The 17,362-nt window shown below is 28.8% G+C and carries 18 protein-coding genes, 2 tRNA genes and 1 pseudogene; 16 read left to right on the top strand and 5 right to left on the bottom strand.

Annotated features, from left to right (window positions below; all coding sequences use genetic code 11):
• Window position 1: 1 nt before the first annotated feature.
• A tRNA-Phe gene (locus I4V16_RS16925) sits at window positions 2-77 on the top strand.
• Between the two features lie 37 nt (window positions 78-114).
• Here the strand turns inward: I4V16_RS16925 and bcp are convergent.
• Complete coding sequence (bcp, locus tag I4V16_RS16920; RefSeq protein ID WP_049179219.1) at window positions 115-567, bottom strand: thioredoxin-dependent thiol peroxidase; 453 nt, start codon at window positions 565-567, stop codon at window positions 115-117.
• A 153-nt stretch (window positions 568-720) separates the two neighbouring features.
• Between bcp and I4V16_RS16915 the strand changes: the two genes are divergently transcribed.
• Complete coding sequence (locus I4V16_RS16915; protein WP_049179218.1) at window positions 721-1,467, top strand: peptidylprolyl isomerase; 747 nt, start codon at window positions 721-723, stop codon at window positions 1,465-1,467.
• A gap of 31 nt (window positions 1,468-1,498) precedes the next feature.
• Here I4V16_RS16915 and I4V16_RS16910 read toward each other — a convergent pair whose 3' ends face one another.
• Both I4V16_RS16910 and I4V16_RS16905 read right to left on the bottom strand, forming a co-directional pair.
• Complete coding sequence (locus tag I4V16_RS16910) at window positions 1,499-2,143, bottom strand: HAD family phosphatase (RefSeq protein ID WP_111937441.1); 645 nt, start codon at window positions 2,141-2,143, stop codon at window positions 1,499-1,501.
• A gap of 667 nt (window positions 2,144-2,810) precedes the next feature.
• Window positions 2,811-2,886 (bottom strand) — tRNA-Pro (locus I4V16_RS16905).
• Between the two features lie 256 nt (window positions 2,887-3,142).
• On the opposite strand from I4V16_RS16905, the gene I4V16_RS16900 reads away from it, so the two are divergent.
• The 3 genes from I4V16_RS16900 (at window position 3,143) to rsmI (ending at window position 6,329) form a co-directional block, all read left to right on the top strand.
• Entirely contained in the window at window positions 3,143-4,375 is a 1,233-nt protein-coding gene (locus tag I4V16_RS16900) for a C40 family peptidase (protein ID WP_049179315.1), read from the top strand.
• Between the two features lie 353 nt (window positions 4,376-4,728).
• On the top strand, window positions 4,729-5,484 hold the full coding sequence (locus tag I4V16_RS16895) for a tRNA1(Val) (adenine(37)-N6)-methyltransferase (protein WP_049177507.1): 756 nt from the start codon (window positions 4,729-4,731) through the stop codon (window positions 5,482-5,484).
• Window positions 5,484-6,329: a 16S rRNA (cytidine(1402)-2'-O)-methyltransferase gene (rsmI, locus tag I4V16_RS16890; protein ID WP_049177506.1), complete on the top strand. Its 846-nt coding sequence runs from the start codon at window positions 5,484-5,486 to the stop codon at window positions 6,327-6,329. Before I4V16_RS16895 ends, rsmI begins: the two co-directional genes overlap by 1 nt.
• A gap of 259 nt (window positions 6,330-6,588) precedes the next feature.
• On the opposite strand, the gene I4V16_RS16885 is transcribed toward rsmI, so the two are convergent.
• Window positions 6,589-6,834, bottom strand: a complete 246-nt coding sequence (locus I4V16_RS16885) for an AbrB/MazE/SpoVT family DNA-binding domain-containing protein (protein WP_027099158.1) — start codon at window positions 6,832-6,834, stop codon at window positions 6,589-6,591.
• A 487-nt stretch (window positions 6,835-7,321) separates the two neighbouring features.
• Here I4V16_RS16885 and I4V16_RS16880 point away from each other — a divergent pair, with 487 nt between their 5' ends.
• Window positions 7,322-7,912 carry a DUF1836 domain-containing protein gene (locus tag I4V16_RS16880; RefSeq protein WP_049177505.1) on the top strand — a complete coding sequence of 197 codons (591 nt, stop codon included), beginning with the start codon at window positions 7,322-7,324 and terminating at the stop codon, window positions 7,910-7,912.
• Between the two features lie 72 nt (window positions 7,913-7,984).
• Window positions 7,985-10,273, top strand: a complete 2,289-nt coding sequence (locus I4V16_RS16875) for an ATP-dependent DNA helicase (protein WP_195966938.1) — start codon at window positions 7,985-7,987, stop codon at window positions 10,271-10,273.
• A gap of 28 nt (window positions 10,274-10,301) precedes the next feature.
• On the opposite strand, the gene I4V16_RS16870 is transcribed toward I4V16_RS16875, so the two are convergent.
• The gene (locus I4V16_RS16870) at window positions 10,302-11,174 is read right to left on the bottom strand and encodes an aldose 1-epimerase family protein (protein WP_049177503.1); all 873 of its coding nucleotides are present in this window, start codon (window positions 11,172-11,174) and stop codon (window positions 10,302-10,304) included.
• A gap of 268 nt (window positions 11,175-11,442) precedes the next feature.
• Between I4V16_RS16870 and I4V16_RS16865 the strand changes: the two genes are divergently transcribed.
• The 9 genes and pseudogenes from I4V16_RS16865 to I4V16_RS16825 form a co-directional block, all read left to right on the top strand.
• Window positions 11,443-12,282: a YihY/virulence factor BrkB family protein gene (locus I4V16_RS16865; protein WP_049177502.1), complete on the top strand. Its 840-nt coding sequence runs from the start codon at window positions 11,443-11,445 to the stop codon at window positions 12,280-12,282.
• Between the two features lie 190 nt (window positions 12,283-12,472).
• Window positions 12,473-12,832, top strand: coding sequence for a single-stranded DNA-binding protein (locus I4V16_RS16860; protein ID WP_049177501.1), 360 nt, complete (start codon window positions 12,473-12,475; stop codon window positions 12,830-12,832).
• Between the two features lie 395 nt (window positions 12,833-13,227).
• Window positions 13,228-13,554, top strand: a complete 327-nt coding sequence (locus I4V16_RS16855; protein WP_049177500.1) for a DUF6514 family protein — start codon at window positions 13,228-13,230, stop codon at window positions 13,552-13,554.
• 30 nt (window positions 13,555-13,584) lie between these two features.
• Entirely contained in the window at window positions 13,585-13,962 is a 378-nt protein-coding gene (gene acpS / locus I4V16_RS16850; protein WP_049177498.1) for a holo-ACP synthase, read from the top strand.
• A 3-nt stretch (window positions 13,963-13,965) separates the two neighbouring features.
• Entirely contained in the window at window positions 13,966-15,468 is a 1,503-nt protein-coding gene (locus tag I4V16_RS16845) for an NAD(P)H-hydrate dehydratase (protein WP_049177496.1), read from the top strand.
• Window positions 15,469-15,526: 58 nt separating this feature from the next.
• Window positions 15,527-16,156, top strand: coding sequence for a germination lipoprotein GerS-related protein (locus tag I4V16_RS16840; protein ID WP_099329304.1), 630 nt, complete (start codon window positions 15,527-15,529; stop codon window positions 16,154-16,156).
• A gap of 123 nt (window positions 16,157-16,279) precedes the next feature.
• The gene (locus tag I4V16_RS16835; protein ID WP_049177494.1) at window positions 16,280-16,510 is read left to right on the top strand and encodes a hypothetical protein; all 231 of its coding nucleotides are present in this window, start codon (window positions 16,280-16,282) and stop codon (window positions 16,508-16,510) included.
• Window positions 16,511-16,518: 8 nt separating this feature from the next.
• Complete coding sequence (locus I4V16_RS16830) at window positions 16,519-16,872, top strand: type II toxin-antitoxin system PemK/MazF family toxin (RefSeq protein ID WP_027099169.1); 354 nt, start codon at window positions 16,519-16,521, stop codon at window positions 16,870-16,872.
• Window positions 16,873-17,121: 249 nt separating this feature from the next.
• Window positions 17,122-17,362: pseudogene (locus tag I4V16_RS16825) on the top strand (transketolase); the annotation flags it as partial.

Raw genomic sequence — 17,362 nt, 5'->3', positions numbered from 1 at the left:
TGGCTCGATAGCTCAGTCGGTAGAGCAGAGGACTGAAAATCCTCGTGTCCCTGGTTCGATTCCTGGTCGAGCCACCAGGAAAAAGCACTAACAAATGTTAGTGCTTTTTTATTTCTATAAAATTTCTAAAATAGATTCTATATGTCCTTTTACTTTTACTTTTCTAAATTCATGGGTTAAGATACCATTCTCATCAATTATAAATGTACTTCTTTCAATTCCTAGTACCTTTTTTCCATACATATTCTTTTCCTTTATAACGTCATATAATGAGCATACTACTTTTTCTTCATCACTTAAAAGAATAAAAGGCAATTCAAATTTCTTAATAAATTTATCATGAGCAGCTAATGTGTCTTTACTAATTCCTATAACTATAGCATTTTTATCATTAATTATAGTATGGTTATCCCTAAAGTCACAGGCTTCAGTTGTACAACCAGGAGTATTGTCCTTTGGATAAAAATAAAGAATAACTTTTTTACCTCTATACTCACTAAGTTTATGTTGCTTATTATCAGATCCCATAAGTTCAAAATCTGGGGCTAATTCACCTATTTTTAACATATTTATCTACCTCCATTTAATTAAAATATATTATATAATAATAATTATTATTTATCAAGAAGAATGTTAGGAGTATAAATAATTAAGTTGTTATAAACAAATAATACTGATAAAATGTAATTAACCCTAAATTTTTAATAAAGGAGACGAATGATGGAAAATAAGGTATTAGCAGTAGTTGCAGGAAATGAAATTACACAAAAAGATTTAGAGGATATAATAAATAAGTATCCAGAAGATAGAAGAATGTATTTAAATACAGAAAGAGGTAGAAAAGAGTTATTAGAACAAACTATAGCTTTTGAATTATTTAATAAGTTTGGTAATGAAATAGGATTAGATAATACTGATGAGTATAAAAATACATTAAATAGCCTAGCAAAAGAACTTTTAACTCAAATGTCAGTTCAAAAGATTCTTTCTGATGTAACTGTTACAGAAGAAGAAGTTAAGAAATTCTATGAAGATAATAAAGAACAATTTATGGATAAAGAAACAGTATCAGCTAAACATATTTTAGTTGAAAGTGAAGAGGCAGCTAAGAAAATAAAGGAAGAGATAGATAATGGTTCGATATCTTTTGAAGATGCTGCAGCTAAATATTCTTCATGTCCTTCAAAAGAAGAAGGTGGAAACCTAGGTGAATTTGGAAGAGGGATGATGGTGCCAGAATTTGAAAATATGGCTTTTTCTTCTGAAGTGGGTAAGGTAACTGATCCAGTGCAAACTCAATTTGGATATCACTTAATATTAGTTGAGAAAAAGAATGAACCTAAAGAAAAGTCTTTTGATGAAGTTAAAGATATGGTAGCTAATCAATTAATGCAACAAGCACAACAAAAGAAATATGTTGATATGGTACTTGAATTAGAAAGCAAGTATGGAGTAGATAGAAAATAATTGAAGAAGCCCTAATGCATAGGGCTTCTTTTTATAATAATTCTTTAAAGTTCATTATATATTTGTCAGCAGTCTCTATTAAATCCTGTTTTTGATACGCTGCTGCTTTATCATATACTGCTATGACTTTCATATTGGCTAATTTAGCTCCTCTAACAGCTTCTATTATATCTTCAAAGACAATACACTCTGATGGCTTTACATCAAGTCTAGTGGCGGCCATTAAATATACATCAGGATTAGACTTGCTTTTTTTTGCTTCTTCTGTTGTAACTATTGCATCAAAAAGATTATAAATATCTCTCTTTTTTAATACGGCTTCTAATAGAGGATAGGAATTGCTTGTAGCTAGTCCAATTTTTATACCCTTATCTTTTAGGTGTGTAAGTAATTCTAATACACCTTCTTTTAAGTAGACATCTTCTAAATAATGTTTATAAGCCATATTATGCCATGTATCCATTATTTCATCTAATGAATCAGTTAGATGAAATCTATTTTTAAAATAAACAGCTGTTTCTTGAAAACTTAAATGATTTATTTCATCTTTTAAATTTTGAGGCATTTCATATCCTTTTTCATTCAAGTAATCTATATCTATTTGCTCCCATATCCACATAGAATCAACTAAAGTTCCATCCAAATCAAATATGGCTCCTTTTATATTAGTAAACATTGCTCACCTCTTGTATGTAAATATAATTATATAATAACTTAAATATTTTAAATATCATAGATATAAATATAAGAATATATAAATATAAAAACATATAAATATGTATTTATATCTTTTTATGGAAACATTTTAAATTAAACTATAAGCAGAACGGTGTGTTCAGAATGAAAGATACAGGAAAAACTATAGAAGAATACGAAAGAGAAAATGATCCCATGTTTATAGAAAATTAAGTATTAAACTAAAGGCGCCTCTAGTCCCAAAAGTTATAATACAATTTATATGTAATCATTAAGATTATTTTTTATCTCATTAAGCAATGAAGACTCATGACAAAGGATATGAGGAGAGTATTACTAAAGATGCAGAAGTGGTGTTAACCTATTAAATAAGTATGTAGAAAATATTTATTTAGTTCATACATAAATACATAATGAAAACTTTGTTAAAGGCATATATTATAATGTATAAATTTAAAGGATTAACAGATACTATTTAAATAAGTTATTTAAAGGGAGATAGTATTATGATTTTTATGGGAATTTGTATTTATGTATTTACTTTAGTTATGGCGTATGCGTTATGTAAGGCCGCTAGTATGGACGAGGAATATAAAGAAGATATTAAGTAAAATAAAAAAAGCAGACATATGTCTGCTTTTTTTATTTGGTCGGGGTGACAGGGATCGAACCTGCGACCTCATGGTCCCAAACCACGCGCGCTCCCATCTGCGCCACACCCCGTAGCACATATATTATTATATATATATACTATTATATTGTCAAATATAAGTTTTATATTAGTATAAGAAATAATATTAGGTGCATATAGAAGAATATTGATATTAAGTAAAGTATTTAGCAGATAATTATGTGTATAAATATGTCGTTAGAAGCATTTACCGTTGTTTCAAGTGAAGGGAAATGTTATAATAAAAAATGTGATTCTAAATAATATAACAAAATACGGGGGGAGGGATGGTCAAAACGACCACATATAATGAAAAAAAAGGTTTTATCTGCAATTGTTGCGGGTATAATGGCGATTACATTAATAGTACCGCCTATGGCAGTAAGTGCTACTCCTGATAATGGACAAGTACAGGAAGCTAGACAGAAGTATGAAGAATTAACTAAAAAAATTAATGAAATCGATAGACAAATTCAAGTTTTAGATAATCAAATAGTTCCATTAGTAGAGAAGATAAATAGTAATAAGAATGAAATTTCAAATATAAATAGAGAAATAGATAATGCAAATAAAGAAATAGAGCAAGCAGAAGAAGATATAGCTGGCCAAGAAGAACTATTAGGTAAAAGATTAAGAGAGTTATATAAGTCAGGTGGACAAACTAGCTACATATCACTAATTTTCTCAGCAGAAAGCTTTAGTGATTTAATAACTAAGATAGATTCTGCTTCTAGATTAGTTAAACTTGATCAACAAGTTGTTGAGGAGTTATTAGAAAAGCAAGAACAACTTGATGAAAAGGTTAAGTCTTTAGAAGTTAAGGGCGAAGAGATAAAGAAGATAAATGAGGATATACAAAAGAAACTACAAGATTTTGAAGCTAAAAAAGATGAGCAACAAGTGTTAATAGATCAAGCAGAAAGTGAACAAAAAGAGTTTGATAGACTTTACTTAGCAGACCTTGAAAGAGAAATAGTAAAGGGCTTGGTTAATATTTGTTATGATTCTAGTAATTCAAGACAAAGCTTAGAAAATGCAGTTTTTCAATTAAGAGCTTTAAGAAAGGGACAACTTAAGAGCCCTATAGTAGATTCTGAGGTAGTAGACGCAATAGAAAATGCTAAGAAGCTAATTGAGAAGAAAAAAGCAGAAGAAGCTGCAGCTAATGCACCTAATAGAGGAAATGGTTCTACTGTAACTGGTAGTGCATCAGCTATATTAAATGAAGCGTACAAGCATATTGGAAAGCCTTATGTTTGGGGTGCTACTGGACCTAATTCCTTTGACTGTTCTGGATTTACATCTTATGTTTATAGAAATGCAGCAGGGGTAAATATAGGTAGAACTACAAAAAATCAAATATATGCAGGAAGGGAAGTTTCTAGATCTGAATTACAACCTGGAGACTTAGTATTCCCACATGCTGACCATGTAGGTATTTATGTAGGTGATGGTAAGATGATACATTCACCTAAACCAGGTAAGAGTGTAGAAGTTATACCTATGTATGGTTTCTGGAGAGCTAGAAGAATATTGAATTAGTATGAAAGAGGGCAAAGTTTTGCTCTCTTTTTTTGATGGCTAGGAAAGTATAAAATTTTAATCAGTAATAAATCAAAGGTATTATTACAATTTCATATTAAAAAAATATAAAATCAAGGATAATAATTTTATAATTTCCTTACCTTTAGTATGAGCGGTAGAATATTTGTTTTGATGTGACTTGGAGCGTAACGATGGAACAAGCAAAGTAAATATTCCTAACACCTGTTTTGTAGACATAAGAATGTAAAAGTTAAGAGTTTATAGTTAAAATACAGCTTTATCAATTTAGTTTGTGAATAAATTGATATTAATGTATAATGATATGGATATTTTTTTAGAGAGGTTTTAAGATGAGTGATTTAGATAAACTTGTGTTAAGTGATGAGTCCATAGATGATTTACAATTAAAAGGATTAAAACTAATTCAAAAGAAAGATGCTTTTAGATTTGGTGTTGATGCTGTTTTATTATCTGATTTTTCAAGAGTAAAGAGTAAACATAGAGTTATAGATTTATGTTCAGGAACTGGTATAATTCCTTTTTTATTAATGGGAAAATATAATCCAGAAGAAGTTGCAGCTTTAGAAATACAAAATGATATAGCTGATATGGCAGAGAGAAGTGTAAAGTTAAATTCATTAGAAGGTAAAATAAAAGTATATAATAGAGATCTTAAAGATATAGACTTCTTAAAGAGTATTGGAAGATTTGATGTGTTAACAGTAAATCCTCCCTATAAGATTAATAACGGTGGTATAGTAAATCCATCAGACAAGTTAGCTATAGCTAGACATGAAGTAGCGTGTACTTTAGAAGATGTTATTAAGGCTGCTAGGACATTGCTTAAAGATAATGGAAGGATGTATATGGTACATAGACCAGAAAGATTAGCAGATATAATGGTTTTAATGAGAAAGTATAAGATAGAGCCAAAGAGAGTAAGGATGGTTCATCCTAATACTAAAAAGGCACCTAATATTGTTCTTATTGAAGGGCAAAGGGATGGTGGAAGCTTTTTAAAATGGGAAGAATCATTATATGTATACAATGATAATGGTGAATATAGTGATGAGATAAATAGAATTTACGGAAGGAGTGAATTGTAATGACAATAGGAAAGCTTTTTTTAGTTCCTACACCAATAGGGAATTTAAAGGATATAACCTTAAGAGCTTTAGAGGTATTAAAATCTGTAGATATTATAGCGGCAGAAGATACTAGACAATCATTAAAGTTATTGAATCATTTTGAAATAAAGAAATCCTTAATTAGTTATCATCAACATAATGAACAAGGAAAAAGTGAAGAAATTATAGATAGATTAGAAAGAGGAGAGAATATAGCCTTAGTTACAGATGCAGGAACGCCTGGAATATCTGATCCAGGAGCTGTTATTGTAAGTAGGTGCATTGAAAAACAAATTCCATTTGAAGTGTTACCAGGAGCTACGGCAATAACAACTGCATTAGTTTATTCAGGGCTAGATACAACTAAGTTTATTTTTAGAGGGTTCATTCCAAGAGAAACTAAAGAACGAAAAATACTTCTTGAAGAGATAAAAGATGTTAAGGAATCCATAATAATATATGAATCTCCACATAGGTTATTATCAACGTTAGAGTTAATATATAATAACTTGGGTAATAGAAAGATAGCTGTATGTAGAGAATTGACAAAATTACATGAAGAGATAGTTAGAGGAAGTATAGATGAGGTTATTAAGACCTTTGAAGAAAGAACTATAAAGGGAGAATTCGTTTTAGTTATTCAGGGTAAACAGCAAGAAATGATAGAGGAAGAGAATAGAAAGAAGTGGGAGAAACTAACTATAAGAGAGCATATATTATACTACATAGAAAATGGTTCTAGTAAAAAGGATGCAATTAAGTTAGTTGCTAAAGATAGAAATGTTCCTAAGGGAGAGATATATAAGTATTCCACAGATATTTAAATAAAAAAGTGGCTTCGCCACGCTTTAGCGAAGAAGCCACTTTTTTCAGTCATACCACAGGTTCCAAAACTTGTTTTTGGTGTTCTGTGGTGGCAGTATAATTTTTATTTTTAACGTCTTAACATATTTTTACCACTGAAGTTCTATATCTATAAGGCTTTGCTACTCAAAAAGTTCACACTTTCTTAGACGTTAAAAAAGACCTCTGGGGATAGAGGTCTTTCTAAACGAGAGATTTTGGGGAAATCTCTCTATATTATTACTTATTGTTTCTTATTTCTTCTAAACACTTTTTACAGATGTTTTTACCTTTATAGTTTATAACATCTCTAGCATCGCCACAGAAAATACAAGCTGGTTCATATTTCTTTAATATAATTTGTTCACCGTCAACGTATATTTCTAAAGCGTCTTTTTCAGCTATATCTAATGTTCTTCTTAATTCTATAGGAATTACTATTCTTCCTAGTTCATCTACTCTTCTTACTACACCTGTTGATTTCATAAAAGTTTTCCTCCTTAATTTCGCATCTTTCGACATTTTACTATGTTATGTTACCAAAATTGTAATTTAAAGTCAACCAAAAAATCAAAATTATTTTCATAAATTACAAAATTCTATCTAAAAGTATGTTATAAATAGAATATACTACCATAAAAATAAATTGTCAATACTTTACAATTAAAAAATGAAAATAAATATTTTTCTTACAAACGGCTTGTCCTCTTGCCTTTAGAGACTAATAAGAAAACGTATAATTAAAATTGAAAAAAAAAGAGAAAAAAATAAACAAAAAATGTTAATTAATAATTGTCAAATATGCTGAATTAATATAATATAATGTCGAAAGAATAATAACAATAATATGAATTAAATTCATAAGTTATGAAAATACTAAAAATATATATTATAATGCTAAAAGTAACTTGTAATAAGTTTTTGCATACTATATAATATATTTGGAGAATAAAAGTTAAAGGTGGAAGTAAGTATGAATAAAAAGATAGATTCAGATTATATAAAGACTCTGGCAGAAGAGATGTCTAAAAATAGTTTAATATCATACAATGATTTACCACAATATGATTTATTTTTATCTCAAGTAATTGACTTTCTTAATGATAAGTTTACTGAGGATAAATATACAAATAACATCGTTCAAAACTATATAAAGAGTGAAGTTATTACTAAACCTGAGGATGGTAAAAAAAGAGGATATACTAAGTTACATTTAGTGCAATTAGTTTTATTAAGTTATATGAGGCCTGTATTAACGACAGAAGAAATAAAAAAGGTATTTAGTTTAGCTTTTAATGAAATAAATGATAGAAATGATGATATAATTTCATGGGAAACAGCTTATAAGATATTCGTAGAGATTCAAAAAGAAAGCTATGATTCATTCTTATCTAATCCAATAGGAGATGAGGAAAAGCTTGATGAAATAATGAGGAATTTTGAGCTTCAAGAGAAAGATGAAGATAGAATTAGAGTATTCATATTAGTAATATCATTAATAGCACAAGCTAGCGTTATAAAGAAGCTAGTTCAAAAGATAGCAACAGAATACGATGCAGAATAGGAGAATTATATTTCTCCTTTTTTTATTCTTTAGGAAATTATAAATAATAATAAAGATAGAAGAGTTGATTGTATGCAGGTTAGAGTACTGAAGAAATCTGTACGAGAATTTGTAGAACTTGTTTTAAGTTCTGGAAGTCTAGATAATAGATTTACTTCTAATGCAAGAGCTATTGAAGGAGTAAAAGCTCATCAAAAACTTCAGAAAAGTAATGCTGAAGTATATAAAAATTACGAGAAAGAAGTATATTTAAAACTTAATATTGACATGGATATATTTATTCTTGATTTAGAAGGAAGATGCGATGGAATTATTACTGAAGGTAACGATGTAATAGTAGAGGAGATAAAATCTACATATAAGCCTTTGTATGAGATAGAGGAAGATTATAATGTGTTGCATTGGGCTCAAGCAAAACTATATGGATATATGCTATGCAAAGAGCGTGATATGGATAACATATATGTACAGCTAAGCTATTATAATCTTGATACTAATGAGGTAAAGTCCTTCAGGAAAAACTACTCAATTAAAGAATTATATGATTTTCTCATGAGTATGGTGAAGTTATATCATCAATATGCAGAACTTGATTATAGTCATAAGAAAAAAAGAAATGAGAGCATAAAGAACTTACAGTTCCCATTTACTAAGTATAGAAAAGGGCAATTGGAATTAGCAAAGTCTTGGTATAGTACCATAAAAGAAGGTAATAAAATTTTTGCACAAGCACCTACAGGAATAGGGAAAACTGTATCTACAATTTTTCCTGCAATTAAAGCTGTTGGGGAAGGACTTGGGGAAAGAATTTTTTATCTTACAGCAAAGAATGTTAATAGAAAGGTTGCAGAAGAAACCTTAGAGAAACTTAGAGATAAGGGCTTAATTTATAGGACAGTAACATTAGTTGCTAAGGATAAAATATGTATTAATGATAAAGTTAGTTGTAATCCTGATGATTGTATTTATGCTAGAGGATATTATGATAAGGTGAAAAATGTTATATATTCTATATTAATGAGTGAATATTCAATTTCCAGGGAAATACTTTGTGAATTTGGAGAAAAGTATAAAGTATGTCCATTTGAACTAGCTTTAGATCTTATAAACTGGAGCGATGGAGTAATATGTGATTATAATTATATATTTGATCCAAGGGTGTATTTAAGAAGAGTTCTAGATGAAGCTGGGAAAGATAATATCTTATTAATCGATGAATCTCATAATCTTGTAGATAGGGGAAGAGATATGTATACTGCAAGATTACTAAAAAGTAAGTTTATGCAATTAAGAAAAGAGACTAAAGGAAAGTGTCCTACATTGTATAAAGCTTTAAATAAAATAAACAGTTTTTTTATAGAAGAAAAAAGGATATGTGAATCAGAAGACAAAGGATATTATTACACAAAGGATGAGCCTAAAGAAATATATAAGTTATTAAGAAACCTTATGAAGGAAGCTGATGAGTTTTTAACCCAGGGAGATAAATATTCCTTTAATGAAGATTTATTAGAGTTATATTTTGATTGTAGTAAGTTTTTAACCATATCAGAATTATATGGAGAGGAATACTTTACTTATGTAGAATTAAAAAATGATGATGTGGAATTGTGCATATATTGTGTAAATCCTTCTGAAAAAATAAAAGGAATTGTGGATAAAGTTAAAGCAAGTATATTTTTTTCAGCAACCTTAGAACCGTTTCACTATTTTATTAAATCCCTAGGGGGAAGTAGTGATGATTATAGAATAAGATTAAGCTCACCATTTCCTAAAGAAAACTTAGAAGTATATTTATATGCTGGGAATACAAGATATAAACAAAGAGATCGTACTCTTCCTAGTATATGCAATGAAATAAATAGGTTTGTAAGAGAGGTGGAGGGAAATTATATGGTTTTCTTTCCTTCTTATGAATATATGTATAAGGCCTATGATTTTTTAAAGGAATGTATAAGTTTAGATAGATTAATGATTCAATCTGGAGACATGGATGAAGAGTCAAAAGAAAAGTTTTTAAATGAATTTTCAGGTGGTAGAAATAATATTGCCCTATGTGTAATGGGGGGGAGTTTCTCAGAAGGTGTAGACCTTCCTGGAGAAAAATTAATTGGAGCAGTTATAGTTGGAGTGGGGTACCCTAAGATAAGTTTAGAAAGGGAATTGATAAAGGAATATTATAATAGCGATGGAGATGCCTTCTCATATATATATCCCGGAATAAATAAAGTAATGCAGGCTGTGGGTAGAGTGATAAGGACTGAAGATGATAGAGGAAGAATATTATTAATAGATGATAGATATTTAAGTAGAACTTATTCGGAGTTACTACCTAGTCAATGGAATATAATAAAAAGGTAAAAGAGAGTGGATTTCCACTCTCTTTTAACTATATTGTTACTATAAAGCTACATTCAAACTTTCCATTTACTTCTAGAGATATAACTCCCTCTTTATCCTTGAATTCGCCTTCAAAGTCAGCAAAGTCGGCATGACCATACCAAGGTTCGATACATACAAAAGGAGCACCTGTTGCAGGAGCCCATAGACCAAGATCAGGAAATCCAGTAAAGTCTAAAGTTAAAGATTTAGTACCTTTTTTTGATTCTATAGATATTTTATTTGATTTCAAGTTGTTAAAAACTAGAGCATCATTTTTAAATAATTCCTTAGATAAAGGAATTATATTTGAGTTATCTAAGAAATCTTCTGTTTTTCCAGTAAATAATCCATGAGAGTTTAATAACATAATAGGAGCATTTTCTTTTTCGTTAAATTTAAAGTAATAATCATTTAATGAAAGTCCTTCTTCTATAGGGCACATAAATGCTGGGTGAGATCCTATAGAGAAAAGAATATTTTTATCATCTAAATTGTTAACTGTATAAGTTACTTTAACTCCATTTTCTAATAGAGTATAAGTTATTTGTAAAGAGAACTTAAATGGATAGACTTTTAATGTATCATCTGAGTATACTAATTCAAAAGTTATTGATTCTTTATTTTGAGTTAGTAGATTAAACTCAGATATTCTAGCTAGACCATGTTGAGGTAACTCATAAGTTTTTCCGTCAACTCTGTACTTAAGATCTTTAACCTTACCTACTATAGGAAATAGTATAGGAGCATGATACTTCCAATATTCTGGATTACCATTCCATAAGTATTCAGTATTATCTTTTTTGCTTTTTAAAGAATGGATTTCTCCACCATAAGTGCTTGCTGTTATACTTATATTAGAATTTTCTAATGTATAAATCACAAAACTACCACCTTTCAGTTAGTTAGAACTATTAAAATTGTTAATATAATACATGAAAATTATACTATAGTACATACAAGAATAAAACAAGTATATAAAATTTAAACTATGTGATAAAATTATAAGGATGATAATACACTAATCTTAGGAGAGTATGCAGAAATGCTCTCCTAATTTATTTGCAAATACATAATTACTTCTTGAAGTGAGAACATAAGATATATAAAGTATTAATAGAATAAAATAAAAGAATTGAAATGGTGAGATTATGAAAAAAGAAAAATATACTATGTCAAAGATGGATTTGTTTATACATTTAATAGTTAAGTCAAAAAGAGATGATATATTTTCTTTAGCATCACAATTAGCATATTATTTGGTATTATCCTTTTTTCCTTTTTTGATTTTTTTAATTACTTTAATAGGGTTTATAAAACCAAATCCAGAGCAAGTATTATATGGCATAAGTGTGTTGCTTCCCACAAGTGTGTTTGAACTTATTCAATCTACGGTCAGCGAAATAATAAGTTCACAAAATGCAGGATTATTAGGGGTATCAGTTTTGTTAACAATTTGGACAGCTTCTTCTGGTTTTAGGGCGGTTATAAAAGGGATAAACAAGGCATATAACCTAAATGATAAAAGATCATATATAACAAGATCTGTTATATCTTATTTAAGTACAATAGTTCTTGCGATTACAATTATATTAACCTTAACGTTATTGGTTTTTGGTAAAATAATAGGAGATTATTTAATTGCGTTATTACCGCTAAGCGGCTTAATGGCTTTTATATGGAACATAGTTAGATATGGGGTTATATTGGTAGTATTAATATTAGTCTTTGCAACTATATATAGGTATACTCCATGTAAGAGAGTTCCCTGGAGAAATACTATTCCAGGAGCCGTGTTTAGCACATTTGGATGGATAATATTTTCTTTAGTATTTTCATTTTATATTAATAACTTTGGAAACTATTCACGGTTATATGGAGGATTAGCAGCAGTCTTTATATTAATGATATGGCTATTTTTAATGGCTATAATATTTATTTTAGGAGTAGAAATTAATTCTGTATTGGAAAAAGGTAAAGAGGTTAGTTAAGAAGCTACAATTTAGTAGTTTCTTTTCTGTTTTTTAGGAGGTTACAATATTAGATAATCTGTGTATAGCTTTAGCATATAAGTTATTTCATTCAGAGATGGTAGAAGAGTAAAAAAATATTGACATAAGCTGAATATTAATGGAATTAGTTGTCAAGTATTATAAAAGAAAATATTCAGGAGGTGTTAGTATGAATAAAATAGTATTATTAGGGAGACTTATAAGAGATCCTGAACTAAGAGAATTAGAAAACGGAGATAAGTCATTTACAAAATTCATTATAGCAGTAGATAGAAATTTTAAGTCTGCTGACGGCACAAGAAAAGCTGATTTAATCCCAGTTACAGTATGGGGAAAAAAAGCTGAGGTTATATGTAAGTATATGAAAAAGGGAAGTTATATTAGCCTAAGTGGAAGACTGAGAACTGGTAGTTATGAAGATAGAGATGGTAATAAGAAATACCTTGCTGAGGTAGTAGCAGAAGATTTTAAATTCGTTGGAGGTAGGCGTACAGAGGAAAATAGTATGGACCATGCCACAGGCGAATAAGAAATTTTAAATATAGTTGAATAACTTACGAAATATGGTATACTTATAATATAAGTGTTAACGTATACAAATTCAACTATGGTATTTTAGGGTAAGGAAAGAAGAGCTTTTTCGCTCTTCTTTCTTTTTATACAAAATATATATTACAATTTATTATTTGTGTAATATTTAGTAGGTGAATGGATTTTTTTCGACAATATATATTAATTAATTGGGGAAAAAAGAAGTTATGCTTGTTAATAGTAATAGAAGAAGTGATTAAAAAGTTGTTTTATGTAAATAAATAAATAATTGTTTTTTTATTAGAACCTCATGGTTTGACAATATTCTAACAATTGTTATGATAACATCTACTTAACAATAATAATTGTTTTAAGACTTAGGAGGTAATATATATGGTATTAGAAAAACTTATAATTACAAGATCAATAGATGATATAGAAATGAAGTATACTTATAGTCTTACTAAGGAAAGCCTTAATAATGTACAAGCATATGGAATAAAGGTTGAGAGAGTAGATATAAAAGATGGAGCTATTATTAATAGAGTAGAAGATGGAGTTAAGTATATATCAACTCAACGCCATAAAGTTAAAGGTTTACTTAACTTGCTTTATAAAAATGAAGTATCTCCAATACATTTAATAGATATTATAGGTGAGTATGTTGATAAATGGGTAGAGGATTTTGAAGAATCTAAAAAGATAGTTAATATGCTTTAATAATAGTAAAATATTGATTGGAGGTGGAAAATGATTAGAGGTATAGGAACAGATATAGTTCAAGTAGATAGAATAGGGACAGCGGTTAAAAGAACTCCTATGTTTTTAGAAAAGGTTTTTACTGAAGAGGAAAGAAAGTATTTTAAAAGTAGGAAGGACAATTTAGAAACTATTGCGGGAAATTTTGCGGCTAAAGAAGCTATTAGCAAGGCACTAGGAACTGGAATAAGGGGATTCGGATTGTTAGATATAGAAATATTAAGAAATGAGATGGGACAACCTATTGTAAATATAAGTGATAAAGTAAAAGAAGTTATTTCTATTAAAGAAGATTTTTCAATTCATGTATCTATATCTCATACAAGTAAAAATGCAATTGCCTTTGCTATCTGGGAGGAGATGACATAATTAATGTATGTGGTATCAAGACAGACATCTAAGTTAATTGACGAATATACTATAAATACTATTGGAATCCCTAGTATAGTTCTTATGGAGAATGCAGGAGAGAAAATTTTCGAATCAATAAAATCTAAGGGAGATAAATATATTGTATTTTGTGGTATAGGCAATAATGGTGGAGATGGATTAGTAATAGCAAGGAAGCTTTTTATATTGGGTAAAGATGTAAAAGTTATTATTATAAATTTTGGCACTAAAAAAGGTGAGGAGTTTATTACAAACCTTAATATTATAAAAAAGTTAAATATAGAAATAAAAGAGATTAATAAGGATAGTGATTTTAATAAAGCACTTATAGATGATATAAAAAAATCAGATATTGTTGTAGATTCTATATTTGGTGTAGGATTGAATAGAAGGATTGAAGGCGTTATTTATAAGGTTATAGAATCAATAAATACATATTCTAAATACGTTATTTCTGTAGACACTCCTTCTGGAATAGATAGTAATTCTGGAGAGGTATTAGGAATAGCAATAAAGGCTAATGAAACTTATACTATAGAAAATATAAAAATAGGTTTTATTAGATATGATGCTTTTGAATATTTAGGGAAAGTAAAAGTTGTATATATAGGAATTCCTGACTTCGTAAAAGAAAAGTTTAACGAGAAAGTTTTATTTTTACATAAGTATGAGTATAAAAAAATGATTCCCATAAGAAAGGTTTGGGGACATAAAGGAGATTACGGAAAAGTTCTATTAATAGGAGGTAGTCCTGGTTTTTCAGGAGCAGCATATATTTGTGCTGAAGCGGCTGTAAGAAGCGGGGCTGGATTAGTTTCACTTTTGACAGACTTAAATATACAAAAAGTATTATCAAATAAATTAATTGAGGCAATGACTGTTAATTATGAAGAGCAAGACCGAATTAATAATTTACTTAAAACTTGTAATGTTATTGCATGTGGACCAGGATTAGGCGTAAGTGATGATAAGTATGATATTTTAAACAGATGCATAAAAGAAACTGAGGTTCCTATAATATTAGATGCTGATGCTTTAAATATACTTGCCAATCATAAAGAGTTACTATCTTTTGTGAAAAATAGATCAGTAATAACACCTCATCTTGGAGAGTTTAGTAGGTTATCTGGGTATAGTATAGAAGAAATAGAAAAGGATAGGGTAAATTTAGCGAAAAGCTATGCCCTGCAACATGATGTTATAGTTGTATTGAAGGGGTATAATACAATAATTACAAATGGTGATGAGATTGTAATTAATTATACTGGTAATAGTAAAATGGCATCTGGAGGTATGGGGGATTGCCTTACTGGAATAATTGCATCTTTTGTCGGTCAAGGTATGAGTATATTTAAAGCAGCTATATTAGCTTGTTATATACATGGTTTAGCTGGGGATAAAGCTAGTAAGGATAAATATAGTGTTTCTGCTACAGATATAATAGCAGAACTACCTAAAATAATAGAAGAAGCAGTCATTAGTTAGAATATTTTCTCCAAGGTTTTAATAATAGTATTAGTGAATAATTAACTTTGGAGGCAATATGAAGAGTGAAAAGAACTTATGGAACAAAATTAAAGAGAGAAAAGTCTTGTTATTACTATTATTACTTATTCCTTTTATATCTATAATAGCTATTATTGGGTTTAGACATAATTATGCACCAACCAATGAAGAAATTATAGAATATATTAAGAAGTCTAAAGCTTATACATCTAAAGCTGAATACAAGATAAAGAATTCAAAAGGTGAGTACAAAGAGGATACCAACATATATTACTGCAAGGATGTTGGAATGAGAATTGAATTTGGACAAGATAGGATTAAAATTTATAAAGATGGTTATATAAGTATGCAAGATAAGGGTGGAAAGTATGAATTAGAAAAAGACTTTGATTCCCTATATCCCTTGTCATTCGTTAGTAATCTTTTATGTGGAGATATAGAGGAGATTAATGAAGGATCTGAAGAGTGGGGAGATATAAAATACTTAGAGATAAAAGTTAATTTGTCTAATATAAATGATCATATGACATCGGCTAAAATTTATATAAATAAAGAAGATAAGACTCCTATAGTAACTAGAATTTATGACAAAGATGGGAAGAGTAGAGTAGATATAGTTTATAAAGAGTTCAATTATTTAAAAGAAATAGACAAAAATCTATTTTAAATAACAAATATAAGTATATAATTAACAGAAAAGTATAAAAATATGATTTTATCTTTGACAATATGACATAAACTGAAATATAATTTTAGTATACATAGAATCCTTAGCTAAGGAGGCCGAATTATGTCGTTTGAGTCAATAGATAATGATGTTTTAAAAAAAGATAAGAAACATAAAAATAATAGTAAATTATTTGATGAGAATTTAATAGTATATATTAATGAGGTTGATTCCTCACAAATGTTAGAAGTTATGAAGAGAGGATATATAGAAATGTCACAAATCAACTTGGAATTAGCTGAAGAGTGTGTTGACGAAATAAGTGATTATGAGACATGGCTTTGCGGAGTGTGATTTTTCAAATGACGACTATGTTAGTAAAAAGAGGGGATATATTCTACGCTGACTTAAGTCCCGTAATAGGATCAGAACAGGGTGGAATAAGACCAGTAATCATTATGCAAAATGATATTGGTAATAGATATAGCCCAACTGTTATTGTTGCTGCTATTACATCACAAATTAATAAAGCTAAGCTTCCTACACATGTGGAAATATCTTCTGAAGAATATGGTTTAAATAGAGATTCAGTTGTTTTACTTGAACAAATTAGAACATTAGATAAGAGAAGATTAAAAGAGAAAATAGGACATATGACAGATAGTGATATGGAAAAAGTAAATAAAGCTTTATTAATTAGTTTAAGTTTAGATTAAACAAAAAGGTATTGAAGGATAATCTTCAATACCTTTTATTATGTTATAAAACAGAAAGTATATTATTATTTGGACAAAAGAAAACATATTCACCAAATAGTATATACTAAATACTTATATAACCACGAAAAAGTTAACATAAATAACTAAATAGAATAGCAAAAGCTTAAAAAGTGTGTTACAATAATCTTAATTAAATAGGGAAAAATAAAGTCTATAATTATTTTAAATTTTCTAGGAGGACATATAATGAAAAAAAATAAAGATGAATTAATCCAAATTTCTAAACAAATTAGAAAAGACATAGTAGAAATGTTAACAGAATCAGCATCAGGTCATCCAGGTGGTTCACTTTCAGCAGCAGACATAGTTACTACACTATTTTTTAATGAACTAAATATTAATCCTGAAAGTCCAAAGGATGAAAATAGGGATAGATTTGTTTTATCAAAAGGTCATGCAGCTCCAGTACTATATAGTGCATTAGCAA

This window comes from Clostridium sp. 1001283B150210_160208_E6, from assembly GCF_015669365.1.
Lineage (GTDB): Bacteria > Bacillota > Clostridia > Clostridiales > Clostridiaceae > Clostridium > Clostridium paraputrificum.
The sequence above is the reverse complement of the archived record's forward strand: the minus strand, read 5'-3'. Positions and strand labels throughout refer to the sequence as shown.